Consider the following 26031-nt stretch of genomic DNA (forward strand, 5'->3'; position numbering starts at 1 on the left):
CAGCCGAAGCCGCTGACGACCGCTCCACAGCGGTGAAGCGGTGGCGTGAGCCGAGGCCAATTCGGCTCACGCCACCCCCAGCATGCCCCGTCCCGGCCACGGGACCCACACCGGACCTCCCGTCCGACCCCCACCAGACATCCGAGGAGCAGGACTCGCCATGGCCCAGCGGAACACGGTGCACCCCCGCCGCGGTGCCGCGCCCGTCCTGCGGATACTCGAGGCCCGCGAGCCCGGGCAGGGCCACGACGGCCACGCCGGGGCGCTCGCCACCGCGCGGCTGCTGGCCGCGCGGGGGGTCGGTGCGGGGACCCGGGTCCTGGTGAAAGCCGGGAACTCGCCCCACCAGGTCATGGCCTTCCTGGGCCTCGTCCACCTGGGTGCGTCCGTCGTGCTCGTCGACACCGAGCAGCCGGAGCGCGACACGCGGGCGTCCGCGGCCGCCGCCGGCGTGCGGTTCGCGGTGGTGGACGACGAGTCGAACCTGCCACCGGGCTGCCCCGGCATCACCACTGGGGCCCTCGCCTCGGCGCCGGTCCCGGCCGCAGGCCCGCAGCTCGCGGCGGCCCCGCCCGGGCCGTTCGGCTTCGAGCGGTGGCGGGCGCGGCCGGACGCGCTCGTGCTGTGGTCGTCTGGCACCACCGGCGCCTCCAAGGGCATCGTCAAGTCGGGCCGCTCCGTTCTCGGGAACCTGGAGCGGACCAGGCTGCTCATGCCGTACCGGGAGGACGACGTCTACCTTCCGCTGCTGCCCTTCTCCCACCAGTACGGCATCTCGATGGTGCTGCTCGCGGCGCTGGGCGGAGGCTCGCTCCTCGTCGCCCCGTACGGCCGGCTCGACCGGGCGCTGGACGCCGGCGTGCGATGCGGGGCCACCGTGGTCGACGCCACCCCCGCGACGTACCGGAGCGTCGTCAACCTGATGCGCCGCCGCCCCGCATTGCGCGCGGGGTTGGGCGGGGTACGCATGTGGTGCACCGGCGGCGCCCCCTTTGACCCGATGCTGCAGGAGGACTTCGCCCGGACCGCGGGCGGGCCGCTGCTCGACGGATACGGCAGTACGGAGGCGGGCAACATCGCCTACGCCACCCCCGACAACCCGGCGGGTTGCGGTCGCGTCCTGCCCGGCCTGCACGTGCGGATCGTCGACCGGTCCGGCCGGCCGGTGCCCGCCGGTGAGGTCGGTGAGATCCGGATCACCGGCGCGGACCTAATGGCGGGCTACCTGACGGCGGACGGGAAGCTGACCCCGCCCCCGTCCGCCGCCGACCACCCCACGGGTGACGTGGGCTGCTTCGACCACGCGGGCAACCTGCACGTGCTCGGCCGCAACGCCGCCGTCCACCGGCTGGGGCACACGCTCTACCCCGACGTCCTGGAACGCAAGGCGGAGTCGTCCTGCGGCCGACCCGTGCGGGTCGTCCCTCTCGCGGACGAACGGCGGGGACACGCCCTTGTGTTCGTCGTCGAGGACCCGGACGCCGGCGATCCACGCGTATGGCGCCGGCGCCTGTGCGAGGCACTGCCAGGCTACGAACACCCCAACCACGTCCTGGTGACCGACCGCTTCCCGATCACCCGACGGGGCAAGACCGACACCCGCAGGCTGCGGGAGTGGGCCGTGCAGCGGCTCGCCCACGCGGCCCGGCCCGGCAGCACCCCCGTACCCGCCGTCGCGGCCCAGGACTGAACACGCCCGCTGCGCCCCCTCCGGCGCCGCATCCACCGCTTGCCCGGACAGGGCGGACACCTCAACGAACACCGAAGGACTTCCCATGCCCAACCCCTCGGACAGCGGCATCGGCCGCCGACGCGTCGTCATCACCGGAGCGGGTGTGGTCACCGCGCTCGGCAACACCGTCGAGGACCTCTGGGCCGCCCTTGTCGCGGGCCGCAGCGGCATCGGACCGATCACGCGGTTCGACGCCTCCGACCTGCCCACCCGCATCGCGGCCGAAGTGATCGACTTCGACCCGCTGGAGTACATGTCCCGGCGCGAGAGCCGCCGCATGGACCACTTCGGCCGCTACGCTGTCGCGGCGTCCGTCCAGGCCATGAAGCAGTCCGGCCTCGAAATGCCCGAGGGCACCGGCCACCGCCTTGGTGTGCTCATCGGGTCTGGCTACGGCGCCAACATCGCTGGCATCGCGGCCGTCGAGCAGATGCTGGAGCGCGGCCCCAAGTCCATCAACTCCAACTACGCCATCGGCGGCGCCCCAGACAACCCTTCCGGCGAGGTAGCCATGCGCTACGGCGCCGAAGGCCCCACCGGCGCCATCATCACGGCCTGCGCCACAGGTGCCACCTGCGTGGGCGAAGCCGTCCACATGATCCGTGCCGGACGCGTCGACGCGGTGATCGCCGGCGGTGCCGACGACCCGATCAGCCGGCTCGACGTGGCCGCCATGGCCAACCTGCGGGCGCTGACCCGCCGCAACGACGAACCGCACAGGGCCAGCCGTCCGTTCGACCGCGCCCGGGACGGATTCGTGTTCGGGGCCGGCGCCGGCATCGTCGTCGTCGAGGAGCTCGAGCACGCGCTGCGCCGGGGTGCGCCCATCCTGGCCGAGATCGTCGGGTACGGGGCCACGACTGACGCCTATCACTCGACCGCCCCCCACCCGGAGGGTCTCGGCGCCCGGCGCGCCCTCACCGCGGCTCTGGAGGACGGCGGACTGCACCCCGAGGACGTCGACTACATCAACGCGCACGGCACCAGCACCGTCCTCAACGACCGCACCGAGGTGGAGACGATCCGGGCGGTGTTCGGCGACCACGCCACCCGCATCCCGGTCAGCTCCATCAAGTCGATGATCGGCCACCTGATCGCCGGGGCGGGCACGGTGGAACTGATCGCCACGATGCAGGCCATGGCCCACGGGATCGTGCCGCCCACCCTCAACTGCGACGACCCCGAGGACGCGGAGCTCAACTTCGTCCCCAACCGGGCGCAGGAGCACACCGTACGGACGGCCATCAGCAACTCCTTCGGGTTCGGCGGCCACAACGCCGTACTGGCCGTGCGCCGCTGGGAGGACTGATGCGGGGGGACTTCGTTTCGCTCCAGCGCTGCACCGAAGCCGACTTCGAGCGCATCGCCGACTGGTCGATGACCGCCGCCAGCACCTATTCCTCAGGGGCCCGGCAGCTGCTCACCGGCCCGGAGATCCAGCAGGCCGCCCGCCAGGGCGGCATGTCCTTCCTGATGGTCGTCACCCACGAGGGCGAGCGGATCGGAGCGGTCAACTGGGGTCCGCTGGCCTACCACGGCAGCTACACCATCGGGTCGGTCATCGGAGCCTCCGGTCTGTGGACCCAGGGCTACGGGGTCGAGGCGAACGTCCTCCTCCTCAACCACCTCTTCCACGCGCTCGACGCGCGCAGGGTGCAGATGACCCTCGGCACCCACAACAAGCACATGCTGCAGATCGTCGTCGACGCGGGTTTCGTCGTCGAGGGCATCCTGCGCGACTACTTCTTCGTCGACGGACGCCACTTCGACGCCGTGACCTGTTCCCTGCTCCGCGAGGAGTTCTACGCCCTCGCCCGGACGGCGGAACTCGGCCTCGCCGCCGACACGGTCCCGGCGCAGGACAAGGCCGATGCCCGGCGGCTGCTCACCGAGCACCTCGAGCACCGGTCCGCCACCTACCTGCGCGACCTCTTCGAGCGCTGAACCCGCTCGCACGAGAAAGATCCACACATGCCACTCTCTGGTCCGGAACGACTTCCCGGCGAGGCGGCCGGCGATCTGGTGACTCTGGTCCGCCGCAACGCCGCCACAGCCGGGTCCGCGCCCGCCTTCACCTTCGTGGAGTACGCGAAGGACCGCCGGGGCGTCCCCACCGGTCTCAGCTACCGGCAGCTCGACGCGAGGGCCCGTGCCGCGGCCGAGGCGGTGCTGCGGCACTGCGCCCCGGGAGACCGCGCCGCCGTGCTGGCCCCGCAGGGGCTGGACTACCTCGTGGGCTTCCTCGGCTGCCTGTACGCCGGAGTCATCGCCGTACCCCTCCACGCGCCGGAGGCGTACCGGAGCAACGACCGCCTCCGGGGCATCCTGCGGGACAGCGCCCCGGCCTGCCTGCTGACCGTCGCCGAGAGCGTGGAGGCCGTTCGAGAGCTGGGCCGCACTGACCTGGGGGACGAACTGCCCGTCGTACGGCTCGACGAGCTGCCGCGGACGCCGGCTGCCGCGGACGGCCCTCCGATGCGGCCGGAGACGCCCGCCTACCTGCAGTACACCTCCGGGTCCACGTCCTCGCCCCGGGGCGTGATCGTCAGCCACGGGAACTTGCTCGCCGCCGCCCGCCAGAGCAGCGTGCGCTCCCAGCTCGTCGCCGAGGACGTCGTCGTGTCCTGGCTGCCGTACTTCCACGACCTCGGGCTCATCACCGGCGTGGCCATGCCGCTCAGCGTGGGCGCGCACGCCGTGCACCTGAGCCCCACGGCGTTCATCCAGCGGCCCCACCGCTGGCTCGAACTCGTCAGCCGCTACCGCGGCACGTGGACCGCGGCCCCCAACTTCGCCCTGGACCTATGCGTGCGCCGCGTCACCGCCGAACAGCGTGCCGGACTGCGTCTGGACTCCCTGCACACCCTGTGCAACGGCAGTGAACAGGTCCGCCCTGGAAGCGTCCTGGCGTTCACCGAGGCCTTCGCCCCGTGCGGATTCACGCTGAGCGGGCACGCTCCCGGCTACGGCCTGGCCGAGGCGACCCTCGGCGTGACCACCGCCCCGGACGGTGCGGTGATCCGCTCCTTCGACCGCGACGCCGTCGCACGCGGCACGGCGCTGCCCTGTGACGCGGACGACTCCCGGGCCTGGGGCCTCGTCGGCTGCGGCACCCCGCTGCCCGGTCTGCATGTGGCCGTCGCCGACCCCGGGACGGGACAGGAGGTGCCCGACGGGACCGTCGGCGAGATCTGGGTCAGCGGGCCCAACGTGGCGGCGGGCTACTGGCGCCGGCCGCAGGAGACGGCCGAGACGTTCGGGGCCGTCCTCATCACCGCCGACGGCGGGGCCACGGAGCCCGTCTGGCTCCGTACCGGCGACCTGGGCTTCCTGAGTGAGAAGGAGCTCTTCCTCACGGGACGCCGCAAGGACCTCGTCATCATCGACGGCCGCAACCACTATCCCGGGGACGTCGAGGCGACCGTCACGGACGCGCTGGCCGTACTCGAGCCCGCCGCAGTGGCCGCCTTCGCCGCCCCCGGCGACGGCGGTGAACGGCTCGTGATCGCCGTCGAACTGCGCCGCGCACGCCGTGCCTGGCCCGACCTCACCCGGGACGAGGCGGTGCGCACCGCGCGCCGGGCGGTGTCCGTGCACCACGGCGTCGACGTCGCCGAGGTGCTGTTCGTCCGTCCGGGGGCGCTGCCCAAGACCAGCAGCGGGAAGATCCGCCGCGGATCCTGTGCCGCCGCCTTCGCTGAAGGCTCCCTGTACCACGACGACACGGAATGGTGACCGCCATGAACGAGCAGGCACTGCGGGCCTGGCTGACCGCCTGGCTGGCCGCCGAACTCGACCTGGCGGCCGACACCATCGACGAGGACCGCCCCCTGGCTGACTACGGCGTCGGTTCGCGCATGCTGGTCCAGCTGTCCGGTGCGCTGGAGGACCTGCTCGACCGTCCGCTGTCCCCGGTCGTCGGCTACCGGGCACCCACGGTGGCCTCGCTCGCCCGGCACCTCACCGGCGCGCCGGTCGCCGACGCGGCGCCCGCCACGGACTCCGCGTCCGACACTGCGACGGGGGCCGCCGGCGAACCCGTCGCGGTCATCGGGATCGGTTGCCGCTTTCCCGGTGGCGCCGACACACCCGCCGCGTTCTGGCGCCTGCTGCGCGAGGGCCGCGACGCGACTGGCCCCGTACCCCCCGGCCGGTGGGCCGTCGCCGCCGAGGCGGAGGGCGGAGAAGAGGTCCTGGCCCGCACCCCGTCCCGGGGCGGCTTCCTCACAGAGGATCCGGCGGCCTTCGACGCGGAGTTCTTCGGCATCTCGCCGCGCGAGGCGGCGGCCGTCGACCCCCAGCAGCGGCTGATGCTCGAAGTCGCCTGGGAGGCCCTGGAGCACGCCGGGATCCCGCCCCGTTCCCTGCGGGGCGGCGCGGCAGGAGTGTTCGTCGGTGCCTCGGCGTCCGACTACGGCATGCTCCAGATGAACGACATCGAGCGCGTGGACGCCTTCAGTGGAACGGGATCCGCGCTAAGCATCATCGCCAACCGGATCTCCTACACCCTCGGTCTGCACGGCCCCAGCATGGTCGTCGACACTGCCTGCTCGTCCTCGCTGGTGGCGGTCCACCTCGCGATGCAGAGCCTGCGCAGCGGCGAGTGCGACCTGGCACTCGCCGGCGGTGTCAACCTGCTGCTGTCCCCGGCGGCGACCGTCAACTTCGAGGACGCCGGGGTCATGGCGGCTGATGGTCGCAGCAAGGCCTTCGCCGCCGGCGCGGACGGCTACGGACGCGGCGAGGGATGCGGGCTCGTCGTCCTCAAACCCCTTTCGCGGGCACGGCGCGACGGCGACACCGTCCTCGCCGTACTGCGAGCCGGTGCGGTCAACCAGGACGGCGCCTCCAACGGGCTCATGGCGCCCAACCCCGATGCCCAGCACGCCGTGATCCGAGCCGCGCTGGGCGCCGCGGGCATCACCGAGCCGGACGGCATCGACTACGTCGAGGCGCACGGCACCGGCACCGAACTCGGCGACCCCGTCGAACTGGAAGGCATCGCGGCGGCATTGGCGCCGCCGGACCGGCCCCGGGCACGGGACCTGCTCATCGGCTCCGTGAAGACCAACATCGGGCACCTGGAGGCGGCGGCTGGAATCGCTGGCCTCATCAAGGTCGTCCTGAGCCTGGCCAACGACCAGTTGCCGCCGAGCCTCCACTTCGACCGCCCCAACCCCCACATTCCCTTCGACCGTCTGCCGGTCAAGGTCGTCACGGCCAACACGCCCTGGCGACGCTGGCCCGGCCAGCCGCGCCGGGCAGGGGTGAGCGGCTTCGGCTTCGGCGGCACCAACGCCCACCTGATCGTCGAGGAAGCACCCGCGGCCGAGCCCGCGCCCGACTGCCGGCGGAGCACGGTCCCCGGCCGACCGATGCTGTTCCCCGTCTCCGCGGGCTCACCGGCCGCGCTGCGGGCGCAGGCGGGGCGGCTGGCCGACTGGCTGGCGGATCATCAGGAAGCCGCTCCCGGCGACGTCCTGCACACGCTCGCGACACGCCGATCGCACGAGCCCTACCGTCTCACGGTGGTCGCCGCTGACCGGGCCGAACTCGTCCGCGGGCTCCGCGCCCACGCGCAAGCCCCTGACGCTCCGGCAGTGGAGCGGAAGGCGGACACCCCTACGGCCGGCGGCCGCGGACCCGTGTGGGTCTTCTCCGGGCAGGGATCCCAGTGGGAGGACATGGGCAGGCGCCTGCTGAGCGAGGAGTCCTCCGTCGCCCGCGTGGTCGCGGACCTCGACCCCCTCGTCCGGGCCGAAGCCGGCTTCTCGGTGGAGCAGGTGCTCCGCTCGGGACGCCTTCCCGAGGGCGTGGACGCCGTACAGCCGCTGCTGTTCACGATGCAGGTGGCCCTGGCCGCGATGTGGAGGGCCCACGGCGTACGGCCCGCCGCCGTGATCGGGCACTCCATGGGCGAGGTGGCGGCCGCCGTCGTCGCGGGGGCGCTCGACCTGGCCGACGGGGTGCGGGTCATCTGCCGCCGGTCGGCTCTGCTCACCGAGGTCGCCGGAGCCGGGGCCATGGCCGTGGTCGGGGAGTCCGAGGAGCGCATGTGCGGCCGCCTCGCCCGGACCGGGCTCGACCGGACCCTCGGCATAGCCGTCGTCCCGGGACCCCGGGCCGTCGTCGTCTCCGGGGACCCGGACGCGGTGCGCCGACTCGTCGCGTCGTGCGACGAGGACGAGGTCGACGCCCGTACCGTGCGGGTCGACATCGCCTCGCACTCGCCCCAGATGGACCCGCTGCTCGCGCCGCTGCGCGAGGCGCTGGCGGACCTGCGGCCCCGGACGCCGGAGATACCCTTCTTCACCACCGTGGGCGGGCGTTCCGGTACCGAGCCGCTGTGCGACGCCGCCTACTGGGCCGATAATCTGCGCGCTCCCGTCCGGCTGGCGGAGGCCGTCCGGCGTGCGGCGGAAGCGGGGTTCACCACGTACGTCGAAGTCAGCCCGCACCCGGTGCTGGCCCGGGACGTCGCGGCGACCCTGCGGGAGGCCGGGGCCGCCGCCCACGTCCTGCCGACGCTGCGCCGCGACACCGATCCGCGCGAGGCCTTCCTGACCTCCCTCGGCGGCCTGTACCGCCTCGGAGCCTCCCTGCCCTGGGAGCTGTGGTCCCGGCAAGGCCGGCTGCTGGACCTGCCGAGGCTCGCGTGGGAGCGCCGCCGGCACTGGACCACGGCCAGGCCGCCGGCCGGTCGCGGGTGCGGCGCCGCCAGCTCCGCGCCGCTGCCGGGGGAGATGACCGAGGCGGCTGCACTGCCCGGAACCTTCCTGTGGCAGGCGCGGCTGCGCGCCGGACACCACGCACCTCTCGACCAGCACCACGTGGCCGGACGCGCCCTGCTGCCGCTGTCCGCGTACCTGAGGACGGCACTGGAGGCCGCGGGTCACGCGGGCCTGGGGCCCGTTACCGTCCGGGACCTGACCGTGCACGCCCCGCTCGTGCTCCCGTCCGGTGCCGGGGTCACCGTCCAGACCTGCCTGCGGGCCGCCACGGCCGAGGGCGGACCCGCCTCGCTGGAGTTCCACGGCCGGGCCGCCGGTGAACGCTCGTGGACCCTGTACGCCTCGGCGCGCCTGCATCCGGACGACGCGGACGACGCCGACCCGTTCCGCGTAAGCGGGGCCGCCCCGCAGGTGGGGGACGCGCTCGCGGATCCCGCCGGGCTGGAAGCCGTGGACCCCGCCGTCCACCGGGCCGCTCTGGCCGCCGCCGGGATCGAGTACGGCGACAGGCTATGGGCGCTCCACCGGCTCTGGCGGGGCGACGGCCTCGCAGCGGCCGACCTGCTCCCCTCCGAGGGTGACGGCAGGGGGACACCGCGCCGCGAGCCGGGTACGGCGGTCGTCGATGCCGGCTTCCAGGCGCTCGCCGCCTGCTTCCCGCAGGCGAGCGGGCAGGGCGGCGGCGCCGTGGTCACCGGAGTGGACCGCTTCCGCTTCCCCGCCGGCGGCGCCCCGGACACGGCGGCTGGCCTTCGGGTGACGGCCAGGACCCGCGACGACGGCGACGGTTCCGTGGTCGCCGATGTGGACTGGTACCGGGACGGCGTACGGGTCGGCTGGGCCCGGGGCGTGCGGGTGCGGCGTACGGCAGCCCCCGCCGCGGTGCCCGCGGCATGGGTGCACCGGGTCGAATGGCGGCCCGAACCGCTGCCCGCGGCCACGGAAGCCCCGGGCGACCGGGACAGGGCGGTCCTGGTCCTCACGGGCCGCAGCGACGTCGGCCCCTCGCTGGCCGCACAGATACGCGCGTCCGGGGGGCCCTGCCGGACGGTGGATACCGCGGAGCTGGCCGGGTTGTCCGCAGAGGCGGTCCTGGAACGGCTCGGGGACCTGGCGGACGTACGGCACATCGTCCACTGCGCCGCGCCCGCCACGGCACCCCGGGACGGCACGGACGCCCCGGCGGCCGTACGCCTCGCCGTCGACACCCTGCACCTCCTCCAAGCCGTCGGCCGCCGGGGCGGCGGCGCCCGCCTCTGGCTGGTCACCTCGCTCGCACAGGCCGCCGGCGACCACGACACCGACCCAGCCCAGGCCCAACTGTGGGGCATGGGACGGTGCTTCGCCCTGGAACACCCGGACTCCTGGGGCGGCCTGATCGACCTGGACACCTCCGACGGCGCCACCCTTGCCGCCGCCGTCCGGGCCGAACTGGCCTCGGGCGCGTCCGGCGTGCAGTGCGCGTACCGCGACGGCGTCCGGCTCGTACCACGGCTGGTCCGCGCGGTGCTCCCCGGACCCGCGCGGCCCCGGCCCGTGGACCCCGACGGCGCGCACCTGGTGGTGGGGGCGACGGGGCGGCTGGGGCCGCTCCTGCTGCGACGCCTCGTGCGGCTCGGCGCACGTCACCTCGTGGTCGTCGGCCGCCGCGGCGTCCCGGACGCCGTGGCCGACGCGGTCCGCGGCGAAGGCGCCGAACTCACCGCGGTACGGGCCGACGTCGCCGACGAGGACGCGATGGGCACCCTATTCGCCCGCTTCGGCAACGACCTGCCCGCCCTGCGCGGCGTCTACCACATGGCCTTCGCGGAGGACGTCACGCCACTGGCGGAGCTCGACGCGCGGCGGCTCGCCGACGTGCTGCGGCCCAAGGTCACGGGCACCGCCGTGCTGCACCGGCTGAGCGCGGACCTGCCGGTGGAGGAGTTCCTGTGCTACTCCTCCACCACGGCGCTGCTGGGCTCCCATTCGATGGCCGCGTACGCCGCCGCGGGGGCCTTCCAGGACGCACTCCTGCACCTGAGGCGCCGCACGGGCCGGGAGGCGCATGTCGTCAACTGGGGCACGTGGGCCACCGGCCTGGACGGCACTCCGGAAGCTGGCCTGATCACGGCGACCGGCATGCGCCTGATGGCCGGGGAACGCGCCGTGGCGGCCCTGGACCACGTCATCGGGGCCCGCGACACGCAGTGGGTCGTCGCCGACGCCGACTGGCCGCGGCTGGCCGCCGCCTACGCGACCTGTACGCCGACACCCCTGCTGGCGCACGAGGCCGCGCTGGCCCATCCCGCTCCCGTGCCCGCCCCGAGCGGGAAATCCACCACCGCGCTGCCGGCCGCGCTGGAACGGGCGGGCCGCGCGGAGCGCCGCGCCCTGCTGCGGGGACAGGTGCGGGAGGTCGTGGCCGCGGTGCTCGACCTGCCGGACGCGGCCGCGCTTGACCCCGAGCGCCGCTTCTTCGACCTCGGTCTGGACTCCCTGCGCACGATGACCGTCATCCGCCGTCTCAAGGTGCTGGTGCCGGGTCTGCGCCCCACGGCCCTGCGCGACAACCCCACCGTGAACGGGTTCGCGGAGACCCTGCTGGACCTCATGGACGGGGGCGGGGGCGACACCGCCCGCTGACCGCCGGCGCGGTCCGGACCTCCGGCGTCCGCACCGCCCACCCCGCCGATCAGACACACCACCCGCGGCGACCCACCGCCGCGGACGCAACAGAAGGAAGACCATGCAGTCCGACACGCTCACCCCCCTCCACGACCTCAGCTACGGCAACGGCGTCGCCGCCGCATACGACGTGGCCGCCGGGCAGGTCGTCACCGACCTCGGCGAATGCATCGAGGCCGACGCGCCGTCGATCTACACCATCGACGTCGGCGGCCGCCACATCGACGGCCCCCGGGTGCGCCACCTGAACCACTCCTGCGACCCGAATACCCATGTCGACACCGTCCGGCTCCAGGTGGTGGCGCTGCGCCCGATCGCCGCGGGCGAGGAACTGACGTTCTTCTACCCGTCGACCGAGTGGGAGATGGTCGGTCCCTTCGCCTGCCTGTGCGGTGCCGACCGCTGCATCGGCACCGTCAGCGGTGCCCGGGACCTTCCCCCCGAGGTGCTGGAGCGGTACGCGCTCAACCCGCACATCGCGGACCTGCTGGCGGGCCGGGCCGGATCCGGCCGTTGAGCGCGGCACGACCGGGAGGGGGAGAAGGCATGAACCGTTCCTGTCTGATCGTCGGCGGGAACCGGGGGATCGGACTCGCCGTGGCCCGGTCCCTGCAGGAGGCGGGCGAGCGGGTGACGGTCACGTACCGCACCGGTGAGCCGCCCGCCGGCCTGCCCGGCGCCGTCTGCGACATCACCGACCCCGCACAGGTGGAACGGGCCTTCGCGGAGGTGGAGGAGAGCCAGGGCCGGGTCGAGGTACTCGTCGTCAATGCGGGCATCGTCAAGGACCAACTGCTCGCCCGCATGCCCGAGGACGGCTTCACCTCGGTCCTCGACACTAACCTCACCGGCGCCTACCGGGTCGTCAAGCGGGCCGTCCGGGGCATGGTCCGCGCACGCTACGGCCGCATCGTGCTCGTCTCGTCCGTGGTCGCCCTCCAGGGAGCGGCTGGCCAAACGAACTACGCCGCGTCGAAGGCGGGCCTGATCGGCTTCGGCCGCAGTCTCGCCCGGGAACTCGGCCCGCGCGGCATCACCGTCAACGTCGTCGCGCCCGGCTTCATCGAGACCGACATGACCGCCGGCCTGCCCGCCGAACTGCAGCAGCAGTACATCCGCGACATCCCCCTCGGCCGGAGCGCGGCACCCGCGGAGGTCGCCCACGTCGTCCGGTTCCTGGCGAGCGACGAGGCCGCCTACGTCACCGGCGTGGTGCTCCCCGTCGACGGCGGCTCCTCCATGGGCTTCTAGCCCTCCGCACCGACCCGAAGGAGAAACTCATGGGCATCCTCACCGGGAAGCGCCTTCTCGTCACCGGCGTCCTCACCGACTCCTCCATAGCCTTCCACGTCGCCCGCGTCGCCCAGCAGGAGGGCGCAGAGGTCGTCCTGACCGGCTACGGCCGCATGAGCCTCGTACGGCGCATCGCCCAGCGACTCCCGCAACCGACCCCGGTCGTGGAACTCGACGTCACGGACCCCGCCCAGACGGATTCGCTGGCCGAACGCGTGGGGGAGCACGTGGACGGACTCGACGGCGTCCTCCACGCCATCGCGTTCGCCCCGCAGTCCGCGCTCGGCGGCAACTTCCTCCACACCCCGTGGCCGGACGTCGCCACCGCACTGCAGGTATCCACGTACTCCCTGAAGTCGCTGGCGATGGGATGCCTCCCGCTGATGGGCTCCGGCGGCTCCATCGTGGGCCTGGACTACGACGCCTCGCGCACCTGGTCGGGTTACGACTGGATGGGCGTGGCCAAGGCGGGCCTGGAGGCGTGTTCCCGCTACCTCGCCCGTGACCTCGGCCCGCACGGCATCCGCGTAAACCTCGTGGCGGCCGGTCCCCTGCGGAGCGTAGCGGCGCGCAGCGTTCCGGGCTTCGGGACCGACGAGTGGGACGAGACGGCGCCGCTGGGCTGGCGCGGGGACGACTTCGAGCCCACGGCGCGTGCCTGCGCGGCCTTGCTGTCGGACTGGTTCCCCGCCACCACGGGGGAGATCGTCCACGTGGACGGCGGTGTGCATGCCATCGGCGGGTGACCGGGGGCGGTTCGCCATCGAGGCGGAGGGCCTAGTCAAGCGCTTCGGCGAAGCCGTCGCACTCGACGGGGTGAGCCTGGCCGCACCGGAGGGGAGCGTGCTGTGCCTGCTCGGTCCCAACGGCGCTGGCAAGACCACCGTGGTGCGGACCCTGACGACCCTGCTGCTCCCGGACGCGGGGCGGGCGTCGGTGGCCGGGCACGACGTCTTCCGCGAAGCCGACCGGGTGCGCGGCGCCATCGGCGTGACCGGGCAGTTCACGGCCGTCGACGACATGATGACCGGCACGCAGAACCTCGTCCTGGTGGCCCGGTTGAACGGGTTCTCCCGGCGGGCCGCCCACGCCCGGGCCGCCGAACTGTTGGACTTGCTAAGGCTGTCCGAGGCCGCCGGGCGTCTCGTGCGGACCTATTCCGGGGGCATGCGACGGCGCCTCGACCTTGCGGCGTGCCTGGTCAGGCGTCCCCGGGTGCTGTTCCTCGATGAGCCGACCACGGGCCTGGACCCGCGCAGCCGCGGCGAGCTGTGGAGCCTCGTCCTGGACGTCGTGGCACAGGGCACGACGGTCCTGCTCACCACGCAGTACCTGGAGGAGGCGGACCGGCTCGCCGACGACGTGATCGTCGTGGACAGGGGCCGCGTGGTCGTCACCGGCCCGCCCCGTGAGCTCAAGCAGCGCGTCGGCGGGCGGCGGGTGGAGTTCCACCCGCCCGACCGGTTCCGCGCCGAGGCCGTCGCACGGGCCGCCGCCGTGCTCACCGGCCGGCCCGCCGAGGCCGAGGGGGACGTCGTCCGCATGAGCCTGGAGGACGCCGCGGCCTTCCCCGACCTCGCCCGGCAGCTGATCGACGGCGGGCTGACCGCCGGCGAGATCTCACTGGGCTATCCGAGCCTCGACGAGGTATTCCTGGCCCTGACCGGCGGCCGGCACCCGGCCGGGGCCTTTCCGGAAGGAGCCGCCCGTGCTGTCCGCGACTGAGGGGCCCGGCCCGGCCGGCCCGGTCCGCGCGGCCGTCGGCCAGTCACTGACCCTGGCCTGGCGCAGCATCAGCCGACTGCGGACCGTGCCGGAGGAGACCGTTGGCTTCGTCCTCCAGCCGCTCATCTACGTCACGCTGTTCGTCTTCCTCATGGGCGAGGCGATGGCGGGGGACTGGCGTACCTACCGCGATTTCGCAATCCCCGGCATTGCCGTGCAGATGGTGGTGCTCTCGACCCTGGGCACCGGCCTGTCCCTCAACACCGACCTGGAGAAGGGGCTGTTCGACCGGTTCCGCACCCTGCCGATCGCGCGGACCGCGCCGCTGCTGGGCGCCGTCCTGGGGGACCTGGTCCGCTACGGGCTGTCCCTCGCGGTGATGGCCGCGGTCGGAGCGGCGATCGGGTTCCGTCCGGCGGGTGGCGTCCTGGGGGTGGCCGCGGCCGGCGCGCTGATCCTGCTCTTCGCGTTCTCGCTGTGCTGGATCTGGACCCTGCTGGGGCTCAAGGCCCGTACGCCTTCCGGGGTTCAGACGCTGGCGACGCTGTTCCTCTTCCCGCTCGCCTTCGGAAGCTCCGTACTGGTCGCGACGGAAGACATGCCCGGATGGGTGCGGGCCTGGGCCGGGGCCAACCCGGTCACCTGGGCCACCGACGCGGTACGGGCCCTGCTCTCGGGAGCCCCCGCCGGCCGGGAGGTCGCGGGGACGCTGCTGTGGTCGGCCCTGATCCTCACCGTCTTCCTCCCACTCGCCGCCCGCGCCTACCGTCGGCGCGTGCGCTGACCCCGCACATCCGGAACAGGAGAAGCATGGCCCCCGACGCCGCGTACATCGGCAGGCCCTTCCACAGCGCGGAGCCGTATCTCGCCACGAGGACCGACATTCGCGCCTTCGCCGAGGCGGTTTGCGACCCGAACCCGGTCTACCGGGACCCGGCCGCCGCCCGCGCACTGGGCTACGCCGACATCATCGCGCCCCCCACCTTCGTCGTGACGGTGGCGGGGATGGTGACCCGGACCCTGCTGGAGGACCCCGGGTTCGGGTTCGAGACCACGCAGGCCATCCACCACTCGCAACGCGTGATCCCGAGGCGCCCGATCGTCGCCGGGGACCAGCTGTCCACCACCTCCGTGCTGGAGCGCCTGGAACGCGTCGGGGGCTACCACCGGCTCACCCTGCGCAGCGAGGTCCGCGACGAGGAAGGCGGTGACGTCTGCACGGTCGTCACCGTCGTCCTCGGCCCGTGACGCTGCGGCGCCGGTGCACCCCCGCCCGGGGTCCACCGGCGCCGCCGCCGATCAGCGCAGTTCGCCCTCGCGCAGCGCCCGGAGCGGGTCCGTGTAGTCGTACGTGCCGACCAGCCCGCCGCGGATACCGGTCGAGTCGTGGGCGGTGTAGCCGAGCAGGGACAGCAGCCGGTCGGACAGTCCGGCCGCGCGGGCCGGGGGGATGGCCAGCATGATGTTGTCCACCGGCCGGAGCCAGCCCGCGCAGTAGCTCAGGGTCACCCCGCGCCGGTGCTGGTCCGCGGTCCGGTTGGCGCCCCCGCCGTGCAGCAGGTCGCCGCGGAAGAAGAGGACGTCCCCCGGCTCCATGACCGCCCGGCGGATCAGGGACGGGTGGGGGCGCTGTTCCAGCGGCCAGTCGTAGCTGTCCGGGACCACGCGGGTCGCCCCATTCTCCTCCGTGAACGGGGTCAGGGCGATCATCGCGCTGACATTCCAGGGGTGTTCGCCGCGCTCCAGGTGCGGCCACCACGAGCCGGTGTCCCGGTGCAGGATCTGCGAGGACTCGCCCGGACCGATCTGGATCACCTCGGCGGCGCTCAGCAACGCCCCGTTGGACCATTGGGACAACAGGCGCTCCACACAGCCCAGCAGCTCGGGATGGGTGATCAGGTCGTGGGACGCCTCGATCTTCGCGGGAAGGGCGTGGATGCGTAGGGTGCGCCGGCCGAGGAACAAGTTGTACCGCTCGGACGCGGTCCGCGGCGCCAGCCGTCCCTCGTCTGCCGCGATCCACTCGTCGACCTCGCGGTTGAACAGGGCGACCTGCTTCTCCCCGATCAGCCCGGACACGATCGCCGCACCGTGCCGCCGGACCGCCTCGTCGATCGCGTCCCAGTCGTAGGGCGCACGGAACACGGGGATGCGGTCCGTGGCGGGCTCGTGCTCCGGCCGTGTCGTTCCCTGTGCCGCTGTCACCACGCGCACGCCTCGCTTCCTGTCCTGTCCGGACCCTCGCGGCCCTGCCGGGTCCGACCCCATCACGCCTCTTCCGGACGCCGCATCCGTCTGCCGGAGGACCATCGGGTCACCTTTCCGACGATCCCCGGCAACCGCTTGCGCGCCGCCATCCCTGCCCCGTCAACTCGGCCCCGAACAGGGGTTATGGTGCAGGGAAGCGATCTCGACGGGTGCTCCCCCCGTCCACCCCACCCTCTTTTCCGGCGGCTCCGAGGCCCCCGCTCGCGGTCCCCGGCGCCCCCACCACAGCGACGGAGAAAGCAGCCTGCCATGCCATTCCAGCCGGCCACGGCCACGGTGACGAGCATGACCGGCGGCCGGGCCGTGGCACGGGCCCTGGCCGCACACGGGGTCGACGTGCTCTTCGGCATCCCTGGCACCCACAACCTCGAGGTGTACGCCCACCTGCGCCGCTACGGCATCACCCCGCTGACCACCCGGCACGAACAGGGCGCCGCCTACGCCGCGGACGGCTACGCCCGGGTCAGCGGCCGCCCGGGCATCGTCCTGACCACGACGGGGCCGGGCCTGCTCAACACGGTCGCGGCCGTGGGCCAGGCCTACTCCGACAGCGTCCCCCTGCTCGTGCTGTCGCCGGGCATGCCGCTGCGGCATCCCGCACTGCCCACCGGGCGGCTGCACGAGGCCCCCGGTCAGCAGCGGGCCATGGAGGGCGTCACCGCCTTCAGCCACCGCGTCACCTCGGTCGGGGAGATCGACACCGCGATCGCCCGGGCCTTCACGGCCTTCCGCACCGGCCGGCCCCGGCCCGTGCACATCGAGATACCGCTCGACCTCCTGGAGGAGCCCGGGCCCGTCGGGCCGCGGCCCCGGGGCGTCGCGCCGGCCGCCCCGGCTGGCGCCGAGGCCGGTGAACTGCGCCGGGCCACCGAAAGACTGCGCCGCCCGGGCCGCCCCGCCCTGGTCATCGGGGGAGGGGCCCGCGCGGCCGGGCCGGCCTGCACCCGGCTCGCCGAACTGCTCGGCGCCCCGGTGGCCACCACGGCCAACGGCAAGGGCACCGTCGCGGAGTCCCATCCGCTGTCCCTGGGAGTCTCCCTGCACACCGACACCGTTCAGCGCTGGCTCGCGGCGTGCGACACCGTCGTGGCGGTGGGGACCGAATTGGCGGAGTCCGATTTCTGGCGGGCGCCGCCGACGCCGGGAGGCCTTCTCGTCAGGATCGACATCGACCCGGACCGGATGTACGCCGATCCGCCCGCGGACATCGCGCTGACCGGCGACGCGGCCACGGTGCTCGACGAACTGCTCCGCCGCTTGCCGGGGCCCTGCGAGGACGCCGGCGGCGCCCCGGACCTCGCCCGGCGCCTGCGCCAGAGCGCACGGGCGGAGCAGGCTGCTCGCGACGCCCGCTGGATCCCCCACCTCGACGCCCTGCGCGGCGTCCTGGCCGACGACGCCGTCGTCACCTCGGACAGCGCCACGGCCTGCTACTACGGAGCCCTGCCGCACGTGCCGATCGACCCCCCGGGCCGCATGCTGCACCCCACCGGATTCGGCACCCTCGGCTATGCCCTGCCGGCGGCCATCGGCGCCGCGACCGCGCACGCCGGCCGCCAGGTGGTCGCCCTGAGCGGCGACGGCGGGTTCCAGTTCACCGTCCAGGAACTCGCCACCGCCGTCCAGCTCGGCCGTCCGATCCCCGTCGTCGTCTTCGACAACGGCGGCTACGGGGAGATCCGCGACCAGATGGTGGCGCGCGGCGACACCCCGGTCGCGGTCGACCTGCCGTCCCCGGACCTGCCCGCACTGGCCCGTGCGTACGGGGGCGACGGCGTCGTCTGCCGGACGCCGGGCGAACTGGCCGCCGCGCTCGCGACCGCGCTGCGCACGGCCGGACCCACCGTCATCGTCGTACCCGAGGAGACCGGAGCATGAACGCCGCCCCGACCGCACACCGTCTGAACGCGCCCACCGGCGCCGCCCGCCCGGACGGACCGCTGATGCAGGTCACCTGGACGGATCACGTCACCGGGAAGAACGGCTTCTTGGTCGTCGACCGGCTCGTGCGCGGTGTCGCGAGCGGCGGCCTGCGTATGCGGGAGGGCTGCACCCTCGCTGAAGTGGGCGAGCTCGCCGCGGCGATGACACTGAAGGAGGCCCTCCACTACGACCCGGGCGCCCGCTACGTGCCGCTCGGCGGCGCCAAGGGCGGCATCGACTGCAACCCGGGCGACCCCGAGGCCTACGGGATCCTCGTCCGGTACCTGCGGGCCATGGCGCCGTACGTCGAACGCTTCTGGACGACCGGGGAGGATCTCGGTCTGAGGCAGTCGCACATCGACCGAGCCGTGCGGGACGCCGGGCTGGCCAGTTCGGTGCAGGCCGTGTTCCCCCTCCTCACCGACGAGACGGAGGCGCGCGCCCGGCTCGCGGCCGCCTTCGACATGGAGGAGCACGGCATCGGACTCGACGAGCTCGTCGGCGGCTGCGGCGTCGCCGAGGCCGTGCTCACCGTCCTGGACCGCGACGGCGTCCCCCGCCGTGGCACCCGCGCCGCCATCCAGGGGATGGGCACCATGGGCGGCGCCACCGCCCGCTTCCTGGCCCGGGCCGGGCTGAAGGTGGTCGCGGTCGCCGACGCCCGGGGGACGATCGCCAACCCGGACGGGCTGGACGTCGAGGCGCTGCTCGCCGCCCGGGACGCCCGCGGCGTCGTGTCACGCTCCGCCCTGCGCCCCGGGGACGCGTGCCTGCCCGGCGGTGCGTGGCTCACCACCGAAGCGGAGGTCCTCGTCCCCGCGGCGGTCTCCTACTGCATCGGCCCCGCCGAACAGGCCCGGATATCCGCCCGGTACGTGGTCGAGGCGGCGAACTTGCCCGTGCTGCCGGAGGCCGAACGTCTCCTGGCGGCGCGCGGGATCACGGTCGTCCCCGATGTCGTCGCCAACTCCGGGACGAACGCCTGGTGGTGGTGGACCCTCTTCGGGGACATCGGCCCCGACGCGGATGAGGCGTTCGCCAAGGTCCGTACGTCGATCCGGCGGCTCGTCACGCTCGTCCTGGACACGGCCGCGGCCGACGGCACGTCACCCCGCGCCGCGGCACGCACCCTGGCCCGGCACCACCTGGCCGCGCTGGGCGAGGTCCACGGCACCTACGTCTGAGGGACCCGCCGGCCTCCCGCGGGTCCGGTCTGCCGGGTCCGTGGTGCTGGCCGGTGCCTGGCACGCGGGCGCCCTGCACCGGCCGCGGCCGACGCGGCTGCTGAAAGCGATCGGCGAGGCCGGCGGCGACGGGCCCGGCTTGCCGGGGAAGCGGTCGGAGTTCGAGCAGATCGTCCTCTATGGCGTCGCCGAGGTCCCGGACGGTGAATATCCGCCGCCGGGCCACGGCTACCCGGGCCCGTGAACGCGATCGCGGGTTTCGGTCTCGTCAGCCCCTGCCTGGCGCGCGAAGTGGTGTCCCGTCTGCCCGTGGAGGTCCGCTAGGAAGTGTTTGAGATGTGGTCACAGCGACTGCCGTATCAGCGTGAGTTGGACGGTCGCCTCGTAGCGGACAGCGAGCTTGTCGTACCTTGTGGCCACGCCCCGGGCCTGTTTCAGCAGGCCGATCCGGCATTCGACCTTGTGCCTGCGCTTGTAGAGATCACGGTCGAAGCTCGGCGGGCGGCCGCCCGCCGAGCCCCGGCGGAGCCGGTGTCCGGCCTGGTCACGCTTCTCCGGGATGGTGTGCGCGATCTGTCGGCGGCGCAGGTGGGTGCGGATCGCACGGGACGAGTACGCCCGGTCGGCGATGACACGGACCGGACGAGTGCGTGGACGTCCGCCTCCGGTCCGGGCGATGCGAATGCGTCCCATGAGCTTCGTGAACTGCGGTGCGTCCTGCCGGTTCGCCTCCGGCAGGCGCGTCCACACCCGATCGCTCAGCGTCGTCCGCGCACTCGTCTGGGGCCCACGTCGCATCCGTCGCGCATGAGGACTCATCCCCCTCACGGGCCTGAAGCTGCCCGGCCACCGCGGCCAGCCGCCGCCGCAGCCCCTCACGGCCGATCGGCCCCCGCTCACTCTCCGGGCCATCCATAGGTGCAGTGTGCTTGGGCGATGGAGCGGACCTACGGCTGGCTGATGCGTCACCGCCGCCTGGCCCGCGACTACGAGACCCTCCTCGCCCGCTCCGAAGCCATGATCCACCTGGCCATGGCCGACCTGATGGCCCGCCGCCTCACCGGCGAGACCACCGTGTCCTGGCACGACCCGGCCAAACACAACGGATCCGGCATCCAGGGATGAAACGCGGGGAGAAAACGACCTCTGGGTACCGCAAGATGCCGATCATCACTCCGGGTGTGGTGACGTGGGCGTCCTGGCAGGAAAGTTCCGGTGATCAGCGATGGCATCGACTGTCAGCCCGGTTGAGCCGCTGCACGGATGTGTCGTCTGAATACACAGGCCCTTTGCGGCACTGTTCCCGTAGTAAGGCTTAGACGCCATTCAGTCAGCGGCCGAGAGTTGCTTCACGTGCGGCGCGTGACCAGATGGCTTGTTGTTGGGTGGTGAATCCCATGCGGTTCCAGTGGAAGAGGACGTGTCGTGCGAGGATGCCGCGGAGGCCGAGCTGAAGGCGCCCACTGCGTGCCGTGTCCGCGAGGGCCCGAGCGCCGCGTTGCACTCCTCCTACCCAGTTCTGGATGGGAGCGAGCGGTCCGTTGGCGACGAAGGGGTCAGGGTCGAGCTTGAGCAGTCGCCGCAGAGGCTGAACCATCCTGGTGACCTTTTCCGGGTCTGTGTCTTCGGGCAAGGGGCGGTGCACTTCGAGCTGTCCCCATACGTCGCCTTGTTCGCCCCACTCCAGGCCGGCGGCCCGCAGTGCCGCCGCGGTGACGAGGAAGGAGGTGGCCTTGGCATCGAGCATTCCGGCAGTCCCGATCGCGGAGTGGTGGAGATAGGCAAGGATTCCGGTGCTGTCCGCGTGGAACAGGTCGTGGGTGATCGTCATCCCGATCGGGCCGCCGAAGGCGACGGTTTCCGGCTCGTACGGGGAAGACCACCAGTCCTGGATGGCCCCGGACGAAACCGTGTTGTCGAGCGCTTCGGCGAGGTGCGCGGCTGTCTGCTGGGTGGTCGCGCCGGGGGCGGGATGGACGCGCAGGCGCCAGCAAGGGTATTTGCGGACGAACCACCAGGTTCCGATGGAATTGGTGCCCAGGGCTGGGAGGAGGTGGGCCCGGAAGACGCGTGCCGCAGTGGGGTAGTGGGAGAACTGGATATGCATCTGGTGCCACCCGGTGAGGTGGGCGTCGAGTGTCGCTCGTCCCGCGGCGCGGTAGCGTTCGACCGCGCGGGTCAGCCAGGCGGTGGATGTGCCGGTGGACTTGGCGGCGGTTTCGATGGGTATTCCGGCGAGGACGGACAGTACGGCTTCTTCGGCTGGGTTGGTGTCCTGCTGGTGCACGGGGTGTTCCTCTCTCAGGCCAGGAGGAGGCAGGCGTCCCAGTCGCCTGCTGGCCCGGCGCCCGGTGCGCAGCATTGGAGGGCGAGGGCCGCTCCGGCCGTTCCCTGGAGGAACCCGGACTCCTGGGGAGGGGGCGCTGTGAGGCACCGCTGGCGGAGAGGGGGAAGCTGGTCGGTGAACAGGTGCGGGGTCTGTGCGTCCTGGGCGACGCGCTGCACGGTGCGCAGGAGGCCGCCGAAGCCGTGGCACAGGCCGCGCTCGGTGATCTCGTCCAATTGCTGGGGATCGGACAGGCAGTGCAGGAGGGCGCGCTCGGCCATCCGTTTGCGTTTCTCGTCGTTCAGGGCGATGCCGGCGAGTTGCTGTGCGCGGGCCAGGCCAGGCGTGCCGTAGCACCAAGAGGGTGCCGTTGGAATGGCGGGCGCGGGTCCTTCCGCGCTGATCCACCGAGGCCACCGGTAGTCGAAGTAGCGGATACGGTCGAGCCAGTGGCAGATCCGGTACATGGCCTCCTCGTGCCCCGCTACGGTGACGCCGCGCCGCTTGGCCAGCGCGAGCAGGGTCAGGGGGCCGGCGATGCCGTGCGCCATTCCGACGTTCGCGTGCCCGCCTGGGGTGGCCGCTGTGTGGGTGCTCGGGGCGTGGTCGGTCCACCACCCGAGTACAGGTCGGCCGGAAGGCCCGGACACCGGCTCGGTCAGACGGACGAGGTACTCCAAGATGCCCTTCATCTCTATGCTCCCGGGCCGACGGTGCAGCAGGAGAGCGCCGATGCCGGTCAGGCCGCGGAAAAGGTCGTACTCGGCGAAGGTGGTGTAGCCGCCCTGGTCGATGCGGGCGTGCGCGGCGGCCAGTCGGCGTCGGGTGTGTGCGGCCACGAGCCCGTAGAGCGTGCGCAGGGCGTTGGCGTAGCGGTTGGTGTCGGCGGCGGCCAGGTGCAGGACGTAGGCCATGGCAGGTGCGCCGAGGTAGAGGCTCGCGTCGTCTCCGTCGATCAGCGGTCCGATGGCGGCGAGGTGGCGGTGGACGGTGTGCCAGTCGCCGGCGTCGCGGTGGGCGCGTTCGATGTGCAGGAGGGTGGCACCGAGAGGACCGTGGGCGAGCGACTGCCGGGCTGCGAGGGGTGGGGCAGGGCCGGGCGGGGCGGGGGACATCGCACTGCTCCTTCGGTGCGGGCGGTCCAGGACAGGGCGGCGGCGCGGGCGAGACGGCGGCACGTCGCTTCGGCGTCGCGGTCGATGCCGGCGACCCGGTTGTGGTGCATGTGGAGCAGGGACGGCAGGACGGCCGCCGGGTCGGTGCCGGTCGCGTCGAGCACCTTTCGGTAGCCGTCGAGGGCGCGGTGCCGCGCATCCCAGGCTGCGGCGACGCGGTCGCCGCCCGCCAGTTCGCGAATCGGATGTTGATCGTAAGCGGTTGCTGAAAGGCGGTTGGCTTCCGCTTGGACGTTCCGTGGAGCCGGGGTTCCATCGGAGCGGCGCAGGTGCGTGGTGAGCCAGGCGTGCCCGGCCTGCGCGGAACCGAGGAAGGCGGAGGCGAGGTCCACGAACGAGGCCGCGGTGATGGCTGGCTGGAGGTCGGCGGGCACTTGCAGGGACAGCTGCGCGAGGGCGGCGGCGGAGTCCGCGACGAAGACGTTCTCGGCGGCCTCCAGTGCGGCACCGGTGCCGTAACGGCCGTGTTCCGGCTGGTCGGTGTCCCACTGCACACGCTGGATCAGCCCCTCGTTGCGCAGTTCGGCCGCCCACGCGGCAGTGCGCTGGGCCGTCTTCCCGAAGGCTTTCGGGCCGCCGGGTGGGCGCAGGCGCAGCCGTAGGTGGGGGTCGGGGTCGGCGTAGCGGGTGTACCACCATGCGGCGGCGGGACCCCATGCGCGCACAAGCCGTGGGACGTGGGTGGTCAGTACCTCGGGTGTCCGCGCCTTGCTGCCGTACAGCTTCAGGTACAGCCACTCCGAGGCGCCTGGCAGACGGCTGGAGCCCTGGTCGGCCACGACGGTGGGGCCGACCGGCGGGGGAATGGGCGGCTGGTCGGATGCGAAGGGCATGGTCACTTCGTGGGCGTGACCGATCCAGCCGAAGGCACTTTCGGGGGGCGCCTCGTGCAGTACGGCGGTGCGGTGGCGGTTCAGTTCGGCGCGCAGGAGTTGTTGGTGGGTGGGCAGGTCGAGGTCCAGTCGGAGCTGCTGGTCGCTGTTGCCGACGTAGACGGTGCGGGGCACGCCGTAACGAAGGCGCCAGTCGGCGAGACGGACGTGCCAGTCCCTACCGTCGCCGAGGTCACGGGCGCGCAGCCGCCAGCACGCGGCGGACAAGATGGTGCGGCCGACGCGGACCTCCGGAAGGAACGGCAGCCGGGACGCCGCGCCCCAGAAAAAGGGGATGAGAACGGCAGTGTGGGAGCGGTGCACCTCGCATACGAAGCGGATCAGCGGGTGGGTACCGCTGCTCAGCTCGACAGCGTTCATCACCGACGGCTCGATGAACCGTCCCGTGGAGAAGGACACCAGGTAGAGGCGATCCGCGTCGGCGACAATGCCGAGGTCATCCAGGTCGAGGGTGGCATCCGGGTCGTGCTCGCCGATGGTCAGCAGCTCGGGGACGACGCGGGGAGCACGGCCGACGTTGGTGATCGGCACCTTCAGCGGCGGTCCGGATACCTGTCCACGGAGGGCACCTGTGGTGAGAGTGGGCAGGGCGGGGTGTGTGGTAGCGATCCGATCGCGGTCCGCAGGCTCCAGCGTGGCCAGGAACCGTCCGGTAGTGGTGCCGGCGGCCAGCGACAGCCCCACGGTGGACAGCGCGAAGCGGCCCGCGGCCAGGGCGCGCGCGGACTGCGCGAGCACGGTGAAGCCGAACTCGATGTGCGCGGGGACCTGGACAGGCGTCCCGGTGGACAGGGCTTGGACGGCGTCCTCGGTGAGGGTGATTTCCCGTCGGTCGGTGAGGACAGCGTCCTGGACGAGCGCGAGCAAGTGCTCGTCACGGGATGTCGTGGCCAGAACGGGATGAGGCAGGACCGTGCCGCGGTAGCCGGCGGGGAACCCCAGGCCGATGTCGGGATCGGTCAAGTCGCGCACCGGCACAACGGTGCCCAGGCTGTAGCGCTCCAGGAACCGTGCGCGGTAGTCCTGCCAGGCCGGTGTGCCGTTCGGGTACGGCGTGGTGCGAGCGATGACCTCTAGGGCCCGCTGCGCCTCTTGAACCACGGCCTCGGGCAGGATGATGTCGCAGGCCGGATGCATGGTCACCGCCAGATGGTGCTCGGTGGGCCCGGCGAGGGCGGTCATCGCGGCAGTCGCCTGTGCTCGCAGTTCTCGTTGAGCGGCAGGGCGGGCACGATCGTGGCGTTGGAGAAGCTGGTGGATCTGACGCAGTTCCGCGGTCGGCGTGGTGCCCGGGCCCGTACTGCTCCTGGCGGCGTCGAGCTGCGCGACCAGGTGGCCGAGCGCGTCGTCGCAGGTCATCGGGGCGTGCAGGGTTGTCAGAAGAACGCGGTGGGCGACGAGGTCGCACAGCATGGCCTCGATCGTCTGCGGGGAAGTGTTCGGGTAGTCGACGCGGAGCTTGGCCACGAGGTCCGCAACCGTGATGGGGGACTGGGCCAAGGCCAGTACTGCCTCCGCCGCGCGGGTGCGCCGCAGGGTCGTCTCGGTGGGGCCATCCATGCCCGGCTGGTGCGAGACGGTGATCTGGACGCCCCGCACGGTGCAGGTGGGATCGGCCACCACGGCCAGGCGCCGCAGTACGTCCGGGTCCTGCTCCAGGTCGGCGATGACCTTGTGCAGCCATGCGGCATCGGCCCTGGCGAACACCGTGTGCCGGCTTCCCCAGTGGACATGGGCCTCGCGGCCGACGCGTACGGGAGTGGCGCCGGCGAACAGGCCGAACGGGGTGGCGCGGTATCGCATCCGCAGCAGGTAGCGGGTCAGGGAGAGAGTGGTGCGGCGGATGCGGGAAGGGCGGGCCGTTCCGTCGAGTACTTTGCGGATAGCGTCGGCGAGTGCGGGGGCGGCGAGTTCGATGGCGTCGGCGCGGGAGTCGTCCCTCCAGACGTGGGCGATCCACTGACGGCAGTTCGCCGTGTGGACGGCAGCGTCCCCGTAGGGCACCGGGCAAGGTGGCAGCGTGGCGGTCAGCGGGAAAGCAGACGCCCTGATCAGGCCCGCTCCGATCGCGTGATACATGCTGTCCCTCTTCTTTGGTACAGGGGTGCGGGCGG

Annotated in this window: 19 protein-coding genes and 1 pseudogene; 15 read left to right on the plus strand and 5 right to left on the minus strand. The window is 72.8% G+C overall.

Translation table 11 applies throughout. From position 1 onward, the window contains the following. The first annotated feature begins 160 nt into the window (after positions 1–160). The 11 genes from ABZX96_RS14170 (at position 161) to ABZX96_RS14220 (ending at position 15396) form a co-directional block, all read left to right on the plus strand. Complete coding sequence (locus tag ABZX96_RS14170) at positions 161–1690, plus strand: class I adenylate-forming enzyme family protein (RefSeq protein ID WP_355543115.1); 1530 nt, start codon at positions 161–163, stop codon at positions 1688–1690. Between the two features lie 85 nt (positions 1691–1775). Beyond that, positions 1776–3041: a beta-ketoacyl-ACP synthase II gene (gene fabF, locus ABZX96_RS14175; protein WP_355543118.1), complete on the plus strand. Its 1266-nt coding sequence runs from the start codon at positions 1776–1778 to the stop codon at positions 3039–3041. Further along, complete coding sequence (locus ABZX96_RS14180; protein ID WP_355543120.1) at positions 3041–3676, plus strand: GNAT family protein; 636 nt, start codon at positions 3041–3043, stop codon at positions 3674–3676. Before fabF ends, ABZX96_RS14180 begins: the two co-directional genes overlap by 1 nt. Before the next feature lie 27 nt (positions 3677–3703). Then, positions 3704–5467, plus strand: a complete 1764-nt coding sequence (locus ABZX96_RS14185; RefSeq protein WP_355543122.1) for a fatty acyl-AMP ligase — start codon at positions 3704–3706, stop codon at positions 5465–5467. Positions 5468–5472: 5 nt separating this feature from the next. Continuing rightward, positions 5473–11088 (plus strand): type I polyketide synthase, encoded by a 5616-nt coding sequence (locus ABZX96_RS14190; RefSeq protein WP_355543124.1) that lies wholly within the window; start codon positions 5473–5475, stop codon positions 11086–11088. Positions 11089–11191: 103 nt separating this feature from the next. Then, on the plus strand, positions 11192–11647 hold the full coding sequence (locus ABZX96_RS14195) for an SET domain-containing protein-lysine N-methyltransferase (RefSeq protein ID WP_355543127.1): 456 nt from the start codon (positions 11192–11194) through the stop codon (positions 11645–11647). 29 nt (positions 11648–11676) lie between these two features. Further along, positions 11677–12381, plus strand: coding sequence for a 3-oxoacyl-ACP reductase FabG (gene fabG / locus ABZX96_RS14200; RefSeq protein WP_355543130.1), 705 nt, complete (start codon positions 11677–11679; stop codon positions 12379–12381). A 29-nt stretch (positions 12382–12410) separates the two neighbouring features. Then, the gene (gene fabI / locus ABZX96_RS14205; RefSeq protein ID WP_355543133.1) at positions 12411–13169 is read left to right on the plus strand and encodes an enoyl-ACP reductase FabI; all 759 of its coding nucleotides are present in this window, start codon (positions 12411–12413) and stop codon (positions 13167–13169) included. Continuing rightward, entirely contained in the window at positions 13153–14148 is a 996-nt protein-coding gene (locus ABZX96_RS14210) for an ATP-binding cassette domain-containing protein (protein WP_355543136.1), read from the plus strand. Before fabI ends, ABZX96_RS14210 begins: the two co-directional genes overlap by 17 nt. Continuing rightward, a complete protein-coding gene (locus tag ABZX96_RS14215) occupies positions 14132–14932 on the plus strand; it encodes an ABC transporter permease (protein WP_355543139.1) in 801 nt (266 codons plus the stop codon). The genes ABZX96_RS14210 and ABZX96_RS14215 overlap by 17 nt, the downstream gene beginning before the upstream one ends. A gap of 26 nt (positions 14933–14958) precedes the next feature. Beyond that, positions 14959–15396: a MaoC family dehydratase N-terminal domain-containing protein gene (locus ABZX96_RS14220; RefSeq protein ID WP_355543142.1), complete on the plus strand. Its 438-nt coding sequence runs from the start codon at positions 14959–14961 to the stop codon at positions 15394–15396. A 51-nt stretch (positions 15397–15447) separates the two neighbouring features. On the opposite strand, the gene ABZX96_RS14225 is transcribed toward ABZX96_RS14220, so the two are convergent. After that, positions 15448–16362, minus strand: coding sequence for a phytanoyl-CoA dioxygenase family protein (locus ABZX96_RS14225; protein ID WP_355543145.1), 915 nt, complete (start codon positions 16360–16362; stop codon positions 15448–15450). Between the two features lie 303 nt (positions 16363–16665). Between ABZX96_RS14225 and ABZX96_RS14230 the strand changes: the two genes are divergently transcribed. The 3 genes from ABZX96_RS14230 (at position 16666) to ABZX96_RS14240 (ending at position 19767) form a co-directional block, all read left to right on the plus strand. Continuing rightward, positions 16666–18294, plus strand: a complete 1629-nt coding sequence (locus ABZX96_RS14230; RefSeq protein WP_355543148.1) for a thiamine pyrophosphate-dependent enzyme — start codon at positions 16666–16668, stop codon at positions 18292–18294. Positions 18295–18359: 65 nt separating this feature from the next. After that, the gene (locus ABZX96_RS14235; RefSeq protein ID WP_355543252.1) at positions 18360–19523 is read left to right on the plus strand and encodes a Glu/Leu/Phe/Val dehydrogenase dimerization domain-containing protein; all 1164 of its coding nucleotides are present in this window, start codon (positions 18360–18362) and stop codon (positions 19521–19523) included. A 40-nt stretch (positions 19524–19563) separates the two neighbouring features. Further along, the gene (locus ABZX96_RS14240; protein WP_355543151.1) at positions 19564–19767 is read left to right on the plus strand and encodes a hypothetical protein; all 204 of its coding nucleotides are present in this window, start codon (positions 19564–19566) and stop codon (positions 19765–19767) included. A 98-nt stretch (positions 19768–19865) separates the two neighbouring features. Here the strand turns inward: ABZX96_RS14240 and ABZX96_RS14245 are convergent, their stop codons facing one another. After that, a complete protein-coding gene (locus ABZX96_RS14245) occupies positions 19866–20435 on the minus strand; it encodes a transposase (RefSeq protein ID WP_355543154.1) in 570 nt (189 codons plus the stop codon). A gap of 6 nt (positions 20436–20441) precedes the next feature. On the opposite strand from ABZX96_RS14245, the pseudogene ABZX96_RS14250 reads away from it, so the two are divergent. Next, positions 20442–20648, plus strand: a pseudogene (locus ABZX96_RS14250) (transposase); the annotation flags it as partial. Positions 20649–20853: 205 nt separating this feature from the next. Here ABZX96_RS14250 and ABZX96_RS14255 read toward each other — a convergent pair. The 3 genes from ABZX96_RS14255 to ABZX96_RS14265 are packed head-to-tail and all read right to left on the minus strand — an operon-like array spanning position 20854 to position 25996. Next, positions 20854–21810 carry a thiopeptide-type bacteriocin biosynthesis protein gene (locus ABZX96_RS14255; protein ID WP_355543157.1) on the minus strand — a complete coding sequence of 319 codons (957 nt, stop codon included), beginning with the start codon at positions 21808–21810 and terminating at the stop codon, positions 20854–20856. Positions 21811–21824: 14 nt separating this feature from the next. Then, on the minus strand, positions 21825–22883 hold the full coding sequence (locus ABZX96_RS14260; protein ID WP_355543255.1) for a lanthionine synthetase C family protein: 1059 nt from the start codon (positions 22881–22883) through the stop codon (positions 21825–21827). After that, positions 22805–25996, minus strand: coding sequence for a lantibiotic dehydratase (locus tag ABZX96_RS14265; protein WP_355543160.1), 3192 nt, complete (start codon positions 25994–25996; stop codon positions 22805–22807). The genes ABZX96_RS14260 and ABZX96_RS14265 overlap by 79 nt, the downstream gene beginning before the upstream one ends. Positions 25997–26031: the final 35 nt, after the last annotated feature.

It is taken from the genome of Streptomyces sp. NPDC003077 (assembly GCF_040611095.1).
In the GTDB taxonomy this organism is placed as follows: Bacteria; Actinomycetota; Actinomycetes; order Streptomycetales; family Streptomycetaceae; genus Streptomyces.